This window comes from Streptomyces sp. NPDC058796, from assembly GCF_042745235.1.
Taxonomy (GTDB): Bacteria; Actinomycetota; Actinomycetes; order Streptomycetales; family Streptomycetaceae; genus Streptomyces.
Genome location: NZ_JBHYOP010000010.1, coordinates 84,876 through 100,428, shown reverse-complemented (window position 1 = coordinate 100,428; position 15,553 = coordinate 84,876). Strand labels below are relative to the sequence as shown.

The 15,553-nt window shown below is 72.1% G+C and carries 13 protein-coding genes; 9 read left to right on the top strand and 4 right to left on the bottom strand.

What is annotated here, in order from left to right; translation table 11 throughout:
- Positions 1 to 78: 78 nt before the first annotated feature.
- Both ACFW47_RS24860 and ACFW47_RS24855 read left to right on the top strand, forming a co-directional pair.
- Positions 79 to 894, top strand: coding sequence for an SAM-dependent methyltransferase (locus ACFW47_RS24860; RefSeq protein WP_386307156.1), 816 nt, complete (start codon positions 79 to 81; stop codon positions 892 to 894).
- A 45-nt stretch (positions 895 to 939) separates the two neighbouring features.
- Positions 940 to 1,773: an alpha/beta fold hydrolase gene (locus ACFW47_RS24855; protein ID WP_386307155.1), complete on the top strand. Its 834-nt coding sequence runs from the start codon at positions 940 to 942 to the stop codon at positions 1,771 to 1,773.
- Between the two features lie 87 nt (positions 1,774 to 1,860).
- Here the strand turns inward: ACFW47_RS24855 and ACFW47_RS24850 are convergent, their stop codons facing one another.
- The gene (locus tag ACFW47_RS24850; protein WP_003978336.1) at positions 1,861 to 2,064 is read right to left on the bottom strand and encodes a cold-shock protein; all 204 of its coding nucleotides are present in this window, start codon (positions 2,062 to 2,064) and stop codon (positions 1,861 to 1,863) included.
- A gap of 365 nt (positions 2,065 to 2,429) precedes the next feature.
- Between ACFW47_RS24850 and ACFW47_RS24845 the strand changes: the two genes are divergently transcribed.
- Entirely contained in the window at positions 2,430 to 3,182 is a 753-nt protein-coding gene (locus ACFW47_RS24845) for a L,D-transpeptidase family protein (protein ID WP_386307154.1), read from the top strand.
- Between the two features lie 364 nt (positions 3,183 to 3,546).
- Here the strand turns inward: ACFW47_RS24845 and ACFW47_RS24840 are convergent, their stop codons facing one another.
- Together ACFW47_RS24840 and ACFW47_RS24835 are read right to left on the bottom strand one after the other, a co-directional pair.
- Complete coding sequence (locus ACFW47_RS24840; protein ID WP_386307153.1) at positions 3,547 to 4,968, bottom strand: Gfo/Idh/MocA family protein; 1,422 nt, start codon at positions 4,966 to 4,968, stop codon at positions 3,547 to 3,549.
- Between the two features lie 158 nt (positions 4,969 to 5,126).
- Positions 5,127 to 5,975, bottom strand: a complete 849-nt coding sequence (locus ACFW47_RS24835; RefSeq protein WP_386284261.1) for a GntR family transcriptional regulator — start codon at positions 5,973 to 5,975, stop codon at positions 5,127 to 5,129.
- Positions 5,976 to 6,214: 239 nt separating this feature from the next.
- Here ACFW47_RS24835 and ACFW47_RS24830 point away from each other — a divergent pair, with 239 nt between their 5' ends.
- Genes ACFW47_RS24830 through ACFW47_RS24810 form a run of 5 tightly spaced genes read left to right on the top strand, consistent with a single transcriptional unit; the run spans position 6,215 to position 12,459 of the window.
- Positions 6,215 to 7,483, top strand: a complete 1,269-nt coding sequence (locus ACFW47_RS24830) for an extracellular solute-binding protein (RefSeq protein ID WP_386284264.1) — start codon at positions 6,215 to 6,217, stop codon at positions 7,481 to 7,483.
- A gap of 35 nt (positions 7,484 to 7,518) precedes the next feature.
- Entirely contained in the window at positions 7,519 to 8,502 is a 984-nt protein-coding gene (locus ACFW47_RS24825) for a carbohydrate ABC transporter permease (protein ID WP_386307151.1), read from the top strand.
- Positions 8,503 to 8,504: 2 nt separating this feature from the next.
- Positions 8,505 to 9,350, top strand: a complete 846-nt coding sequence (locus ACFW47_RS24820) for a carbohydrate ABC transporter permease (RefSeq protein ID WP_386284455.1) — start codon at positions 8,505 to 8,507, stop codon at positions 9,348 to 9,350.
- A gap of 56 nt (positions 9,351 to 9,406) precedes the next feature.
- Positions 9,407 to 11,038, top strand: a complete 1,632-nt coding sequence (locus tag ACFW47_RS24815) for a beta-N-acetylhexosaminidase (protein WP_386307149.1) — start codon at positions 9,407 to 9,409, stop codon at positions 11,036 to 11,038.
- Positions 11,035 to 12,459: a cellulose binding domain-containing protein gene (locus ACFW47_RS24810; RefSeq protein ID WP_386307147.1), complete on the top strand. Its 1,425-nt coding sequence runs from the start codon at positions 11,035 to 11,037 to the stop codon at positions 12,457 to 12,459. Before ACFW47_RS24815 ends, ACFW47_RS24810 begins: the two co-directional genes overlap by 4 nt.
- Before the next feature lie 16 nt (positions 12,460 to 12,475).
- Here the strand turns inward: ACFW47_RS24810 and ACFW47_RS24805 are convergent, their stop codons facing one another.
- A complete protein-coding gene (locus tag ACFW47_RS24805) occupies positions 12,476 to 12,700 on the bottom strand; it encodes a hypothetical protein (RefSeq protein ID WP_386284273.1) in 225 nt (74 codons plus the stop codon).
- A gap of 218 nt (positions 12,701 to 12,918) precedes the next feature.
- Here ACFW47_RS24805 and ACFW47_RS24800 point away from each other — a divergent pair, with 218 nt between their 5' ends.
- Positions 12,919 to 15,543 carry a SpoIIE family protein phosphatase gene (locus ACFW47_RS24800; protein ID WP_386307145.1) on the top strand — a complete coding sequence of 875 codons (2,625 nt, stop codon included), beginning with the start codon at positions 12,919 to 12,921 and terminating at the stop codon, positions 15,541 to 15,543.
- Positions 15,544 to 15,553 lie beyond the last annotated feature (10 nt).

Genomic DNA, 15,553 nt, shown 5'->3' with positions numbered 1-15,553 from the left:
CCGGTGTGCGAGGGAGGGCAGTTGCGGCGTAGGTTGTGACGAAGCACCCATGCCTCGGCTGAAAGACGGACCGTACCCATGAGCGATCCCGTGACGACCCCCGGCCCCGCAGCGCACCAGAAGATCGACACCTCGGTGCCGCACTCGGCCCGGATCTGGAACTACTGGCTGGGCGGGAAGGACAACTACCCGGTCGACGAGGAGGCCGGCGACGCGTACACCGCCGTCTTCCCCGGCATCGTCACCATCGCCCGCAGCAGCCGCGCCTTCCTGCGCCGCAACATCACCTACCTGGTCGCCGAGGCCGGTGTCCGTCAGTTCCTCGACATCGGCACCGGCCTGCCGACCGCCGACAACACCCACGAGGTCGCCCAGCGCATCGCCCCCGAGTCCCGGATCGTCTACGTGGACAACGATCCGATGGTCCTCGCGCACGCCCGCGCGCTGCTCTACTCCACTCCCGAGGGGGCGACGGCGTACATCGACTCCGACGTGCTCGACCCGGACAGCGTCCTGCGGGACGCCGCCAGGACGCTGGACTTCGAACGGCCGGTCGCCCTCATCCTCAGCAACATCCTGGGGCACGTCGCCGACTACGACCAGGCGCGTTCCATCGTCACCCGGCTGATGGACGCACTGCCCTCGGGCAGCTACCTCTCCGTCAACGACGGCTCCCGGGGAATCGATCCGGGGTTCGAACAGGCCCAGGACGCGTACAACGAGAGCGGCGCGGTTCCGTACAACCTGCGCACCGTGGACGAGATCACGGCGTACTTCGACGGACTGGAGCTGGTGGAACCCGGGGTCGTCTCCGTCCCCCTGTGGCGTCCGGACATGACCTCCCCCGCGCCGGAGCCCATCGGCGAGCACGGCGGTCTGGCCCGCAAGCCCTGAGCCCGCCCCGGCGAGCACGTCCCGCCCGGAGAGGAAGGCAAGCACATGTCCACGTGGCCGCTGCCCGAGACGTTCGCCGGCAGTACGGGGGCCGTCCGCTGGAACCGGCTGGGTGAGGCGGGCCGGCAGCCGCTGGTCCTGCTGCACGGCACGCCGTTCTCCTCGTACGTCTGGCGCGCGGTGGCCCGTTCGCTGGCGCGGGACCACCAGGTGTTCGTCTGGGACATGCCCGGCTACGGGATGTCGGACAAGTTCCCGGGCCAGGACGTGTCCCTGGCCGCCCAGGGCCGGGTCTTCACCGAACTGCTGGACCACTGGGGTCTGGCGGAGCCCGTCGTGGTCGCCCACGATTTCGGGGGCGCGGTGGCGCTGCGCGCCCATCTGCTGCACGGGGCCCGCTACCGGGCTCTGGCCCTGGTCGATCCGGTCGCGCTGGCTCCCTGGGGCTCGCCGTTCTTCCGGCTGGTCCGCGACCACGCCGAGGTCTTCGAGCAGCTGCCGCCGTCGCTCCACAGGGCTCTGGTCGCCGAGTACGTGGGTTCCGCCAGCAGTCCGGGTCTGCACCCGGCGGTACGGGAGCGGCTGGTGGGGCCGTGGCTCGGCGAATCGGGCCAGCCGGCCTTCTACCGGCAGATCGCCCAGGCCGACCAGCGGCACACCGACGAGATCCAGGACCGGTACGCCACCATCGGGGTACCGACGCTGGTCTGCTGGGGCGAGGACGACGCCTGGATCCCGGTGGCGAAGGGACGCGAGCTCGCGGCGGCCGTCCCCGGCGCCCGCCTGGAGCCGATCGCCGGCGCGGGCCACCTCGTGCAGGAGGACGCGCCCGCCGAACTCACCGCCGCGCTGCTCGCCTTCCTGCGGCGGCAAGCCTGACGGTGGTGTGGCGGCCGCGCGACGACGGCACGGTGCCCGGGAGCCGCTCGGCTCCCGGGCACCGTGTTCGTTTCGGCGGTCTCCCGGTCAGGCGGGGGTGATGTTCTCCGCCTGCGGGCCCTTCTGGCCCTGGGTGATGTCGAAGGTGACGGCCTGGCCTTCCTGCAGCTCGCGGTAGCCCTGGGCGTTGATGTTGGAGTAGTGCGCGAAGACGTCGGGACCCCCGCCGTCCTGCGCGATGAAGCCGAAGCCCTTTTCGGAGTTGAACCACTTGACGGTTCCGCTGGCCATGCCTTTGCCTTTCAGCCGATATCGGATCCGCACCGTGCGAACCCGGAGGTGGTCGTCCTGGTCCTCCGGCATTGCACAGCAAACCGCCCGCACTCCGGCGCGGGCGGTCTGGGCGAACCACGACATCTGCTGCTGACGCTACACGGCATGTCCGAGCCCCACCAGTGAGTAAGGGGTCCGAGCGGGAACGATGTTGCGTTCGGACCGGCGGTGGCGGCACGACGGACCGGTACCACCGGGGCGTTTCGGCGGGTGGTCGCGCGGCCGTCTCTGCGCCATACGGGGGAGACGGCGAGGCGGCGGCACAACCCGGTTCCGTTAGTGGAGAAGCAATGAGTAGTCCACCAACGGAGTCGGAGACCGATATGACCGTCACAAGAGCGCTGGCCCTGGTGATCGGCGCCGTCATGTGCACCGGCGTGCTGGGGACCGGGTGCGCGCAGCAGTCGTCGCAGGCCTCGTCCCGGAACTCGCAGCCGCCCAGCGCGTCCGCGTCCCCGCAGGCAGGCCCCCCGCGCTCGTTCCCCCGGCCCCTGCCCGGCATCGGGCCGGCCATGCGCGCCCGGCTCCCCGACGCCTCCCGGCAGGCGCTGGTCGTCACCGGGGCGACGGAGAATTCGAACCGGGCCCGGGCGGTCCTGTACGAGCGGTACCCCGCACAGGGCTGGCGTGCCGTCGCCGGTCCCTGGCCCGCGCACAACGGACTGCGCGGCTGGACCGACGACCACGAGGCGGGCGACCTGCACACGCCCGTCGGCGTGTTCCGGCTGAGCGACGCCGGGGGCAGGCTGCCCGACCCGGGCACCCGGCTCCCCTACGACCAGGACCCGGAGTTCGCGGTGTCGGGCACGGGGCACCTCGGCGAGCCGCTGGAGGGTTCGTTCGACTACGTGATCGCCATCGACTACAACCGGGTGCCCGGCACCACCCCGCTGGACAAGACCCGCCCGCTGGGTGAGGACAAGGGCGGCGGTGTCTGGATCCACGTGGACCACGACGGGCCGACCAACGCCTGCGTGTCGCTGAGCGAGGAGCACATGCGCGCGCTGCTCACCGCCCTGGACCCGGAGAAGGACCCGGTCGTGGTGATGGGACCGGAGTCGCTCCTGGCGCGGTAGGGCGCGCCACGGCGGGTGTCCACCCGCCTTGGAAGTCCGGTACCGGTTCGTGTCACCCGGGCTTGACGGGGCGGTGTGCCTGCCCCCGGCCTACTTCGCGTGTTCGAGGCCGGGTCAGGGCCTGTTCCCGCCCCACGCGGCGGCGGAGCCGGCCTCGCCGGTCGCCGAGGGGATCGGGCTGTTCGACCCGGGCAGCGGGCCGGCGCGTCACGGCGGCCTCGTCCGGCCCGCGCCGCCGCGCGGACGCCGGAGGGGCTGGGCCGGTTGCGCGGGCGCTGAAGCGGCGTCCTGTCCCAGGGGCGCGGCTCCCGGTCACGGCTGCCCGACGGGAGCCGTGGCCGGCAGCCAGTACCACCGATCCGGTTCAGCCGACCGGCGGCATGTCGGTGGGTGTCGAGTCGAGGCCGGGCCTGCGCTCACGCCAGGCGCCCCGGGTGAAGTCGGGGATGTCCACCGGGCGGCCGCCCCTGGCCAGCGATTTCACGCTCAGGGGGACCGGCGAGCACCAGGCGGCGGAGTCGTAGACGTCGATGTCCGGTACCAGGCCCGCCCGCATCGACTGGACGATGCGCCACTGGAGCACGTAGTCCATGCCGCCGTGGCCGCCGTTGTTGGCCGCGTCGTCGCCGACCTTCTGCCAGAGCCAGTGGTCGTACTCCTTGCGGTAGCCCTCGAAGTCGCGCCAGGTGTGGCCGCTGTGGTCCGGTTCGACGTAGATCCGGGCGCCGGTCGGGGCGGGCCCGGCGTAGTCCTCGACGATGCCCCGGCTTCCCGCGAGAGTGTTGATCCGGCTGTAGGGCCGGGGCGAGCTGACGTCGTGCTCGGCGCGGATCGTCCTGCCCTTCGCCGTCTCGACCATGCAGGTGACCAGGTCCCCGTTGATGTACTCCTCCTTCCAGGACGGGTGGTCCCGCGGGACGAAGCGTGCGCGGTAGTCGGCCAGGCCCTTCGGGGCGGTCGAGGTGGCGCTCAGGGTGGCCATGCGGTCGCCGCGGTTGACGTCCATGGCGGCCGCGATGGGCGCCAGCCCGTGCATGGGGTAGAAGGAAGCGGTGCTGCGGGTGTGCCACAGGCGTCGCCAGGAGTCGGTGTAGTACGTGTCGGAGAACAGGAGTTCCCGCAGGTCGTGCAGGTAGCCGCCGTGGCCGTTGGTGAGGTCGCCGAACAGGCCGTCGTGCGCGGCCTTGAGCATGGCCAGTTCGTTGCGGCCGTAGCTGCAGTTCTCGGAGAGCAGCAGGTGCCTTCGGGTGCGCTCCGAGGTGTCGACCAGGTCCCACAGCTCGCGCAGTTCCGTCGCGACGGGCAGTTCCACCACGGCGTGCCGGCCGCTGAGCAGTGCGGCCCTGCCCTGCTCGTAGTGGAACTCCCACGGCGTGGCGATGTAGACGAGGTCGATGTCGTCGCGCCTGAGCATCCGGGCGTAGGAGTCGGCGGCGCCGCCGTACTCGGCGGGCCGGGGGTGGCCCTTGCTCTCCAGCCGGTCGGCGGCGCGCTTGGCGCGGTCCGCACGGATGTCGCAGACGGCGGTCACGGTGCAGCCGGGCACGGCCGCCCAGCCCATGATCATGCCCCCGCCCCGGTTGCCGAGCCCGATGACACCGACCCGGACGGTTCTGTGGGCGTCGAACGGCACGCCGATCATCGACTTCTGGCCGTGCCTGCGGCGGGGGGCGGGCTCGGCCGCCGCCGCGGACGGCGCCGACGCGGTCATCCCGGCCGCGAGCGCGCCGGTGGCGACGGCACCGCCCAGGAGGAGTCGGCGTGAGACAGCGGGCGTTTCGGACATGACGGCAACACTCCTCGTGGGCGGTCGGCATCACGGTGGGGCACGCTTTCGGGGCATGACTCTGCGGCCTCGGCCGTTACATGTCAATACGTGCTCGATCCAAAGCCGTTCCGAGCACTTCCACGCACCGGACGGTGCGGCTCCCGGTCCTGGCGGTGTTACATGCCGTCCTGGACGACGCCGCGCGTCGAAAGCGTGACGGGGTCTTTGGTCGTGAAGTCACCTGGCGGGATGCCCGGGTGGTGACCGTCGCTCGGGGGCGGGGCCTGATCGCGCGGGCCACCCAGGGTGAGCCGGGAGACGATGCGGTAGCGGTCGCCCCGGTAGAGGGAGTGGACGTACTCGACCGGACACCCGCGGGTGTCGGTGGTCAGGCGTTCGAAGAGCAGCGCCGGTGACAGCTCGGGCACGTCGAGCAGGTCGGCCTCGGCACGGGTGACCACCGTGGGCTCGATCGACTGCACGGCCTCGCTGACCCGGACGCCGTGCCGCTCGGCCAGGTGCTCGTAGAGGTCGCCCTCCTCCAGTTCCTCACTGGTCAGGTCGGCCACGAAGTCGGCAGGGACGTGCAGGTACTCGATGGCCATGGGCGAGCCGTCGACCAACCGCAGGCGCGCGACGTAGTGGATCCGCGCGGCCGGCGACATGCGCAGCTTGCGGCCCACCCGGGCGCCCGCGGGCAGGGTCCGGACCTCCAGGAGCCGGCTGGTCCAGACGCCAGCGGCCTGCGGGAGGCTGAAGGCGCGCCGGTCCGGGGCGAGTTCCTGGGTGATCTTCTCGGCGGCGACGAACATGCCCCGGCCGTGCTCGCGCACGAGCAGGCCGGCGAGAACCAGTTCGTCCACCGCGGCGCGCAGGGTGGGGCGCGACACCCCGAGGCGGGCGCACAGGGTGCGCTCGGAGGGGATCGCGTCCCCGGGCTCGCGTTCCTCGACGAGTTCCCGGATCGCGTCGCGGACGCGTTCACGCTTGAGCACCGCACCGGAGGCGGCGGCGTCGATCTCCATGCAGGGCTCCTGTAACTGGTCTGCTGGTCAACCGAGTTTACCTGCCCGGATCAGTCGCGAACCAGCCATACTACCCGCAGTTCGGCCGGATTCCCGGTAGTACGCGAGGGGTTGACGCCCTCATTGGTCCATGCCACCTTCAACCAACGCCGACTGGTAAACCACTGGCGCCTCTACTGGTCAAGTTCGGGTACGTCGTTCCGTCCAGCTCGTCCCTCCAGCTCCCCCAGAGGTGAACCGTGAAGTACCGCTCGCTCGCCCTGCTCCCCGCGCTGCTCCTCAGTGCCTCGCTCGCCGCCTGCTCGTCGTCGGGCGGCACGTCCGACGGCACCGGCGACGGAAGGACCGTCCTCGACGTGTGGCTCATGCGCGACAGCGTCTCGGCCGAATTCCAGAAGGAGTTCGAGACGGGCTTCGAGGCGTCCCACCCGGAGATCGACCTGAAGATCCAGATCCAGGAGTGGGAGGGCATCGGCGAGAAGGTCACCGCCGCCCTCGCCAGCAACGACGCGCCCGACGTCATCGAGGTCGGCAACACCCAGGTCGCCCAGTACGCGCAGAGCGGCGGCCTCACCGACTTCTCGGACCGGGTGGACGAGCTGGGCGGGGACAACTGGCTCGAGGGACTCGCGGAGCCCGGCTCGTACGACGGCAAGCAGTACGGCATCCCGTACTACGCCGCGAACCGGGTGGTCATCCACCGCACCGACCTGTTCGAGAAGGCCGGCGTGGACCCGGCGGCGATCAGGACCCGTGAGCAGTGGATCGCCGCCACCCGCAAGCTCGACCAGGGCGGCACGCAGGGCATCTATCTCCCCGGGCAGAACTGGTACGTCCTGGCCGGCTTCGTCTGGGACGAGGGCGGTGACCTCGCCGTGGAGTCCGGGGGCGAGTGGAAGGGCGGCCTCGACAGTCCCGGGGCGCTGCGGGCGATGGACTTCTACCGGCGCCTCCAGGCCCTCGGCAAGGGCCCCAAGGACTCCGACGAGGCCCAGCCGCCGCAGGCGGAGGTCATGGCGAAGGGGCAGGTCGCCCAGCTCATCGCCGTCCCCGGCGGAGCCAGGGTCATCGAGGAGAAGAACCCGGAACTCAAGGGGAAGCTGGGCTTCTTCCCGATCCCCGGCAAGACCGCCGAGGAACCGGGGGCCGTCTTCACGGGTGGCTCCGACCTGGTCGTCCCGGCCGTCGCCGCGCACCAGGAGGAGGCGTTCACCTTCATCCGGGAACTCACCGGCGACGCATGGCAGAAGAAGCTCGCGGTCGCCATGAGCTACGTACCGAACAAGACCACCCTCGCGGACGCCGTCTCCGGCGACCCCGGCACCGCGGCCATGGCGGCCGGCGCCGCGAACGGACGTGCCACGCCCAACACCCCGCAGTGGGCGGCGGTCGAGGCGAAGAACCCGATCAAGGAGTACATGACGGCCGTGCTCACCGGCTCGGACGCCGAGTCCGAGGCGGCCGAGGCGTCCCGGACGATCACGGACACCCTCAACAGCGGCTCCTGACCCGGTCGGTCCCGACACTCGCAGGAGGTGGCACCGTGACGACCGTCCGTGAGAGGAGCCTGCCGCGCGACCCCGGCCGCCGCCCACCGCACGCGGCCCCGCGCGGCGCGGACCGGCGCGGCAGGACCGGCCGCGGAGCGCCCTGGCCCTACCTGCTGATCGCGCCCGCCGTGCTGGGCATGCTCTACCTGCTGGTCTATCCGCTGGCCCGCGCCGTGCTCATCTCCTTCCAGGACTTCCGGCTGCGCCAACTGATCCTGGGCGACGCGGAGTTCGTCGGTCTGCGCAACTACCGCACCCTGCTGGACGATCCCCAGTTCTGGGAGGTGGTGCGCCGCACCCTCGTGTTCATGGCCGTCAACGTGGTCGCGATCATGGTGCTGTCGACGCTGGTCGCGCTGATGACCGAGCGGCTGGGCAGGGTGGCCAGGACCGTGGTCCTCAGCTCGCTGGTGCTGGTCTGGGCGGTACCGGTGGTGGCGGCCACGACCGTCTTCCAGTGGCTGTTCCACAGCGAGTTCGGCATCGTCAACGAGACCCTTACCGGCCTCGGTCTCGACTCCTACGAGAGCTACCCGTGGCTGGCGCACGGCGGTTCCGCGTTCGCCGTCATCGTGATCCTGATCGTCTGGCAGTCCGTGCCCTTCGCCGCGATCACGCTCTACTCGGCCCTGGTCACGGTGCCGGCGGAACTCTACGAGTCGGCGCGGATCGACGGCGCGGGCGGCGTGCGCGTCTTCCGCTCGGTGACGTTCCCGCTGATCCGGCCGATCTTCATGCTGGTGCTGTCGCTGGAGGTGATCTGGACGTTCAAGGCGTTCGTGCAGATCTGGGTGATGACGCGCGGCGGCCCGGACGACGCCACCACGATCCTGCCGGTGTACGCCGTGCAGACCGCGCTGGCGGGCCAGCGCTACGACCTCGGCTCCGCCGCCTCGATGCTGACGGTGCTGCTGATGAGCGGCGTCCTCGTCCTCTACTTCCGCCGGCTCTTCCGCCAGGAGGGTGAGCAGCTGTGAGCATGACGCGCTCCGCGCGGCGCCGGTCCGTCCGACGCCTCCCGCTCCACGCCGCCGCGGCGCTCACCGTGGTGGTCTGCCTGTTCCCCGTGTACTGGATGGTGACGACGGCGTTCAAACCGTCCCCGGACATCCAGTCGTACGACCCCCGGCTGCTCCCCCGCGCCTGGACGCTCGACCACTTCCGGACGGCGGTCCAGGCCGACGGCTTCGCCCTGTTCTGGCGCAACAGCATCCTGGTCACCCTCAGCGCGGTGCTGCTCGCCCTGCTGGTCGCCCTCGGTGCCGCCTACGCCGTGGCCCGGTTGCGGTGGCGCGGGCGCCGTCAGTTCGTGCTGGCGGTGTTCATCGCGCAGATGGCGCCCTGGGAGTCACTGATCATCCCGGTCTACATCATCTCCCGCGACACCGGCATGCTCGACCGGCTGCCGACGCTCACCCTGGTCTACTTCATGATCACGCTTCCGTTCACGGTGGTGGTGCTGCGCGGCTTCATCGCGGGCATCCCTCCCGAACTGGAGGAGGCGGCCCAGGTCGACGGCTGCACCCGGGCCGGGGCCTTCCGCAGGGTCGCGTTCCCGCTGCTGGCGCCCGGTCTCATGGCCACCTCGCTGTTCGGCTTCATCACCGCCTGGAACGAGTTCGCCTACGCCAACTTCCTCATCATCAAGCAGCAGGACAGCCGCACCCTCCCGGTCTGGCTCTCCTCCTTCCAGTCGACGTTCGGCACCGACTGGGGAGCCACCATGGCCGCCTCCACCCTCTTCGCCCTGCCCGCACTGGTCGTCTTCCTCGCGCTGCAGCGCCACGTGACCGCCGGGCTCGCCTCGGGAGGCGTCAAGGGCTGACCGCGTACGCCGTTCCCCACCCGTCGTGCACCCGCCCCGACCAACGGAGCCGTCCCGTGGACCTGCCACGCCCCGAACAGGCCCTCCTCCCCCGCCCCAGCCGCCTCTCCACCCGCGCCGGACACCTCCGGCTGGACCACACGACCCGCCTGCGGGTGACGCCGGGAGCCGAACCGGCCGCCGCCCTGCTGCGCACGCTTCTCGCCCCGGCCACGGGGCTGCGGCTCGAGGCGTCCCCGGACGGCGCCTTCGTGCTCGCCCTCGATCCCGCCCTGACCGGCCTGGGCGACGAGGGCTACGGCCTGACCGTCAGCCCGCGGGGCGCCCTGCTGCGCGCCGCCCGCCCCGCCGGCCTGCTGCGCGGCGTGCAGACGGTGCGGCAACTGCTGCCCTACGAGGCCCTGTCCGGGCGTCCGGTGCGCGGCGTGCCGTGGGAGCTGCCCGCCGTGGAGATCACCGATGTGCCCCGCCACCCCTGGCGGGGCTCCATGCTCGACGTGGCCCGGCACTTCCAGCCGGTGTCCTACCTGCGGCGCTACGTCGACCTGCTGGCGCTGCACAAGCTGAACGTCCTCCACCTCCACCTCACCGACGACCAGGGCTGGCGGATGCCGGTGGCCGCCCACCCCCGGCTCACCGAGGTCGGCGGATGGCGGGCGCAGTCGATGACCGGCCCGGCGGGCAGCGACCGCTTCGACGGCGTACCGCACGGTGGGGCCTACACCCGGGCCGAACTGCGCGCCCTGGTCGCGTACGCGGCCGGGCGCGGCGTCACGGTCGTCCCGGAGACCGGCGTGCCCGGACACGTGCGCGCAGCCCTCGCCGCCCACCCCGAACTGGGCACGGACCCCGGCCGCCGGCTGGACGTGTGGACGCACTGGGGCGTGTGCGAGAACGTCCTCGGCACCGACGACCACGTCCTGGACTTCTTCCGCACCGTCCTGGACGAGGTGATGGACGTCTTCCCCTCGCCGCACGTCCACCTCGGCGGCGACGAGTGCCCCACCACCGAGTGGGAGCGCAGCCCGGCGGCGCGCGCCCGCGCCGCACGCGAAGGACTCCCGGGTCCGCGCGCGCTGCACCCCTGGTTCATCGCGCGCATGGCCGAGCACGTGGTGCGCGCGGGCCGGCGACCGGTCGTGTGGGCCGAGAACGGCGTCACCCTCCCCCTGGAGTGCACGGTGATGAGCTGGCGCGAACCGGGGCACGCCCGCGCGGCGGCACAGCGCGGGCACCGGGTCGTCCACGCGGACCACCGCGCCACCTACTTCGACTACGCGCGCGGCGACGGGCCCGGGGAACCGCCCGCACAGCCCGGCGGGATCGTCGACCTGCGCGCCGTGTACGACGTGGACCTCGCCCCGCCGACCCCGGACCCGGAGGTCGCGGCGCGGGTGCTGGGCGCGCAGGGCCAGTTGTGGACGGAGTTCGTGGCGACCGCCGAGCACATCGAGTACCTGACCTATCCCCGGCTGTGCGCGCTCGCCGAGCGGGTCTGGGACGGCACGTCCGGCTGGCACGACTTCAACGCCCGGCTCGACGGCCACCGGGCCCGGCTGGACGCGCTGGACGTCCCGCACGCCCGCCCGCCGGTCGCCGGGCACCCCCCGAGGCGCTCCCCCGCACCGCACACCACCCACCGACGCTCCCGCACGGGCGGGAGCCCGACCGGAAGGACCCACGGATGAGAACCCGACCCCGCGTCAGCCGCGCCCGCCTGGCGCTCGCCCTCGCGGCCCTCCTGGGCGGCGGCGCCCTGACCGCCCTGCCCGCCGCCCAGGCCGCCCCCACGGCCGACGGCCTCGCCGTCCAGTACCGCACGAGCGCGGGCGGAGCCACCGCCGACCAGACGGAGCCCTGGCTCAAGGTCCGCAACACCGGCTCCTCCGCCGTGCCGCTCAGCCAGGTGAAGATCCGCTACTACTTCAAGGCGGACTCCCCGGACGCCTCGTACCGCTTCGCCTGCTCCTGGGCGGTGAAGGGCTGTTCCCACATCACCGGCACGTTCGGCACCCTGAGCAACCCCACCGCGACCGCCGACCGCTACCTGGAGATCGGCTTCACCCCGGCGGCCGGCACGCTGGCGCCCGGCGCGGACACGGGTGACATGCAGCTGCGCTTCCACCGGACCAGCTGGCAGCCGGTCCGGCAGAGCGACGACTACTCGTTCGACGGCACGCGGACCTCGTACGCGGACTGGGACAAGGTCACCGCCCAGTTGGCGGGCGCCACCGTGTGGGGGACGGCACCGGAGGGCAACGACCCGACCGACCCACCGGACCCGACGGACCCGCCCGGTGACGGACCGGCCCTGTTCGACGACTTCGACTACACCTCGCACACCGACCCGGACATCGCCGCGCACGGCTGGAGCGTCCGCGCCAACTCCGGCGGGCCCGGGGTGCCCGGGGCCGTCTGGGACCCCTCCAAGGTCACCTTCGTCTCCGCCGGCGGCAACACGGTGATGAACCTGGAGACCTCCACGGCGGGCACCGCCGCGTCCACCACCCACACCGAGGTCCTCACCAAGGCCATGAAGTTCCGCAACGGCACCTACGCGGCCCGCGTGAAGTTCTCCGACGCCCCGAGGAGCGGGCCCGACGGGGACCACCTGGTGCAGACGTTCTTCACCATCAACGACCTCAAGGCGCCCATGGCCGACGACTACGCCGAGTACGACTTCGAGTACCTGCCGAACGGCGGGTGGGGCGAACCGTCGAACATCCTCTACGCGACCTCCTGGGAGACGTACAACCCCGATCCCTGGCAGGCCGTCAACCAGCACTCGGAGCAGCGCGTGAGCTACGCGGGCTGGCACGACCTCGTCGTCACCATCGACGACAGCGCCATCACGTACTACGTGGACGGGCGGCACTTCGGCACGCACGACGCGCGGTACCTGCCCGAGCGGCCGATGTCGATCAACTTCAACCAGTGGCTGATCGACCTGAACGGCCAGACGTCGACCACCCCGCGCGCCTACGACCAGCAGGTGGACTACGTCCTTCACGTCAAGGACCAGGTGCTCACCCCGGACCAGGTCGCGGCGGAGGTCGCCGGGTACCGCGACGCCGGGACGTCGTTCGTCGACGAGGTACCGGCCGACTGACGGTCTGCGGGGACGGTCAGAACAGCCGCTCCTGGGCGGCCGAGGGCCGTCCCCGCCTGCCGCTGCGGCGTGTGGCGGTCGGTGCGGGCGACTTCTCTCCGAACAGGGGTGCGGTGCCGTACTCGTCCGGCTCGGCCGGGACGGTGGCGGGCCCGGTGGCCACGTTGAGGACCAGCGGCGCGTCCCGGTCGAAGTCGCCGGGTGTCATCGCCACCCACTCACGGTCCTGCCGCTCTGTCACGCGCCGACACCTCCCTCGCTCCGCCCGCCGCGACCACGCGACGCTACCAGCACCGCGCCGGCACCGTGATCACGGCTCCCACTCGGCCCGCCCCACGCGACCGCCGCAGGACCGTCCCGTCGGGCGCTCACCCGACTGGCGGACGGCGGCGTCCCGAAGTCCCGGCCCGCCGGGACGGCGTGCTGCGCGGCGGGCCGTCCCGGGCACACACTGAGGACATGGGTTCCCTCGATCCGGCGACCATGTCACAACGATTTCCGGACGGACCAGTGGGCGTGGCAGCGGCCCGCCGGTTCGTGCGGGGCGCGCTGGACGGTGTCCCCTCCGACCTGGTGGACACAGCGCAGCTCCTGGTCAGCGAGCTGGTCACCAACACGGTGCTGCACGCGCGCACCGAGGCCGAGGTGACGCTGTCCCGGCGCGAGGGCCTGGTGGCGGTCGGCGTCCGCGACCGGCGGCCGGACCGCGCACTCGTGTCGCAGCACAGCCCGCCGCACACGGGCACGGGACAGGGGCTGGCTCTGGTGGAACGCTTGGCCTCCCGGTACGGGGTCGACGTCAGCGACGGGGGCAAGACCGTCTGGTTCGAGCTGTGGTCCGACGGTGGGCCTCCGCCCCCGTCCGGGTGGCGGGCTCAAGTGGCGCCGTGCGCCGCCGAACGAACGGTGATGCTCGTCGACGTACCCGGCGCGCTGGAGTCCGCGTGCCGGCTGCACCGGCACGCGGTCCTGCGGGAACTGTTCCTCGCGGCGTCCGCCGGCGGTCCCGCGCACGTGGCGTCCGGGGAGCTCGTCACCGCCAACGACATGAACAACGTGATCAGTGCGTGTGTGACGGCCACGCCGGAGGAACCGCTCTCCGAATCCGGCCTGCGCTCCCTGCTCCTGCCACTCCCGGCCGACGCCGCGCCCGCCGTCCAGACGCTGCGCCGGACACTCGGCCTGGCCGAGGAGGCGGCGAGGGAGGAAGGGCTGCTCACGCTGCCCTTGCTGCCACGCTTCCGGGCGTTCCAGAACTGGTTCTTCGACCAGATCGCCGACCAATTGGACGGGGGCCGGCCCACCGCGTGGACCCTGGTGCACCACGATTCCGAGATCAGCTCCGCCGAGCTGGTCCCGTGGGACCCGGACCAGGTGCGTACCAGCCGCATCCCGACCATCGCGGCCGATGACGCCAACCGGATCGTCGCGGCGAACGGGCCGGCGGCCGATCTGCTGGGCTGGCTTCCGGACGATCTGGTGGGGCGCCGTCTCACCACGCTCATTCCCGAGCACCTGCGCCGACGGCACATGACGGCGTTCAGCTCGATGCTGCTGACCGGCCGCACCCGCATCGTGGGCCGCTCCGTACCGCTTCCGGCGCTGCACCGTGACGGCGGGCTGATTCCGGTGCGGCTGTTCATCCAGACGCAGGAGACGGCCGACGGCCGTGTCGTCTTCGTCGCTCAGCTCGCCCCGCGGGCGACCACATCGCTCGACGGCCCGAGGGAACCCGACATCACCCAGGAGGCTTCCCGGCCACCCGAGGCGGACTCCGCCGCGTCCGCACTGCCGGGCGGCCCGGGGGCGGACGGTGACGAAGGCGCCATGTCGGCGCTGGACCGGCTCTCCCTGCTGGCCGACCTGGGGTCCCAGCTCAACGACGCCCTCGACCTGGGCGAGGGGCTGCTGCGGGCCGGACGGCTGCTCACCCGGCGGCTGGCCGACTGGTGCGTTCTGGACCTGTTCGCCGAGGACGCCCAGGTGGACCGGGTCCGCGTCGTCCACCGGAACCCCCACGGCCTGCGCCCCGCCGCCTACGAGGGCCGGCTTCCGGCCGTCTCCGAACAGTCGCGCGGTCCGCTCGCCCGAGTGCTGCGCGGTGCGGGACCGCTGCTGCTCACCGACGCACCGCCGCCGGGCCAGTCCGACAGCGGGCTGGACGAGAACTACCGTGAGCTGTTTCGCGGGCTGCGTGCCGGCAGCGCCGTCGTCGCCCCGCTGCGAGCCCGGCGCAAGGTCCTGGGCGCGCTGACCCTCGCCCGTGCGCCCGGCAGGCGACCATTCGCCGAGGAGGACCTGGACCTCGTCGACGACCTGGTGCACAGCCTCGCGCTGGGCGTGGACAACGCCCGTCTGTACCAGGAAACCCGCTCCATCGCCGAGCGGCTGCAGCGCTCTCTGCTGCCGGTGCTGCCGCGGGTGAAGGGGCTCGAGCTGGCCGCCCGCTACGCCGCGTCGTCGACCACCGCGCAGGTCGGCGGGGACTGGTACGACAGTTTCGTCCTGCCCAGCGGGGACACCGCCCTGGTCATCGGCGACGTCACCGGCCATGACCTGACCGCGGCCATCGCCATGAGCCAGTTGCGCAGCATGCTCAGGGGCATCGCGGTGGACCATGAGGAGCCTCCCGCGGAGGTGCTGCGCCGCCTGGACCTGGCGAACCAGAGTCTCCAACAGGAGGCCACCGGCACGTGCGTCTACGGTCTGCTCAAGGACCGCGTGCCGGGCGGTCCCTGGGAGTTCCAGTTCTCCTCCGCCGGTCACCTGCCGCCACTGCTGACCACGGCCGAGGGCGAGACCCGCTACCTGGACGAGGGAGCGGGCCTGCTCCTCGGCATGGACCCCGAGGTGCCCCGCCGCACGGCCGGTCTCCCGTTGCCGGCCCGCTCGACTCTCCTGCTCTACACCGACGGTCTGGTCGAGCGCCGGGACGAGCCGCTCGACGAGGCCCTGGGACGGCTGGGGCGGCACGCCGCCGACCTGGCGTGCGAGCCACTCGACACGTTCTGCGACGAGCTGATGATCGGCCTGGGGGCCGACAACACCGACGACATCGCCCTGCTCGCCGTCCGCCCCTCGTGACCGCGACCGC

Excerpts from the sequence above, each read along its gene's own strand:
- ACFW47_RS24845 (WP_386307154.1), top strand. The coding sequence starts at position 2,430 with ATGACCGTCACAAGAGCGCTGGCCCTGGTGATCGGCGCCGTCATGTGC.
- ACFW47_RS24800 (WP_386307145.1), top strand. The coding sequence starts at position 12,919 with ATGGGTTCCCTCGATCCGGCGACCATGTCACAACGATTTCCGGACGGA.
- ACFW47_RS24860 (WP_386307156.1), top strand. The coding sequence starts at position 79 with ATGAGCGATCCCGTGACGACCCCCGGCCCCGCAGCGCACCAGAAGATC.
- ACFW47_RS24810 (WP_386307147.1), top strand. The coding sequence starts at position 11,035 with ATGAGAACCCGACCCCGCGTCAGCCGCGCCCGCCTGGCGCTCGCCCTC.
- ACFW47_RS24850 (WP_003978336.1), bottom strand. The coding sequence starts at position 2,064 with ATGGCCAGCGGAACCGTCAAGTGGTTCAACTCCGAAAAGGGCTTCGGC.
- ACFW47_RS24835 (WP_386284261.1), bottom strand. The coding sequence starts at position 5,975 with ATGGAGATCGACGCCGCCGCCTCCGGTGCGGTGCTCAAGCGTGAACGC.
- ACFW47_RS24855 (WP_386307155.1), top strand. The coding sequence starts at position 940 with ATGTCCACGTGGCCGCTGCCCGAGACGTTCGCCGGCAGTACGGGGGCC.
- ACFW47_RS24820 (WP_386284455.1), top strand. The coding sequence starts at position 8,505 with ATGACGCGCTCCGCGCGGCGCCGGTCCGTCCGACGCCTCCCGCTCCAC.
- ACFW47_RS24840 (WP_386307153.1), bottom strand. The coding sequence starts at position 4,968 with ATGTCCGAAACGCCCGCTGTCTCACGCCGACTCCTCCTGGGCGGTGCC.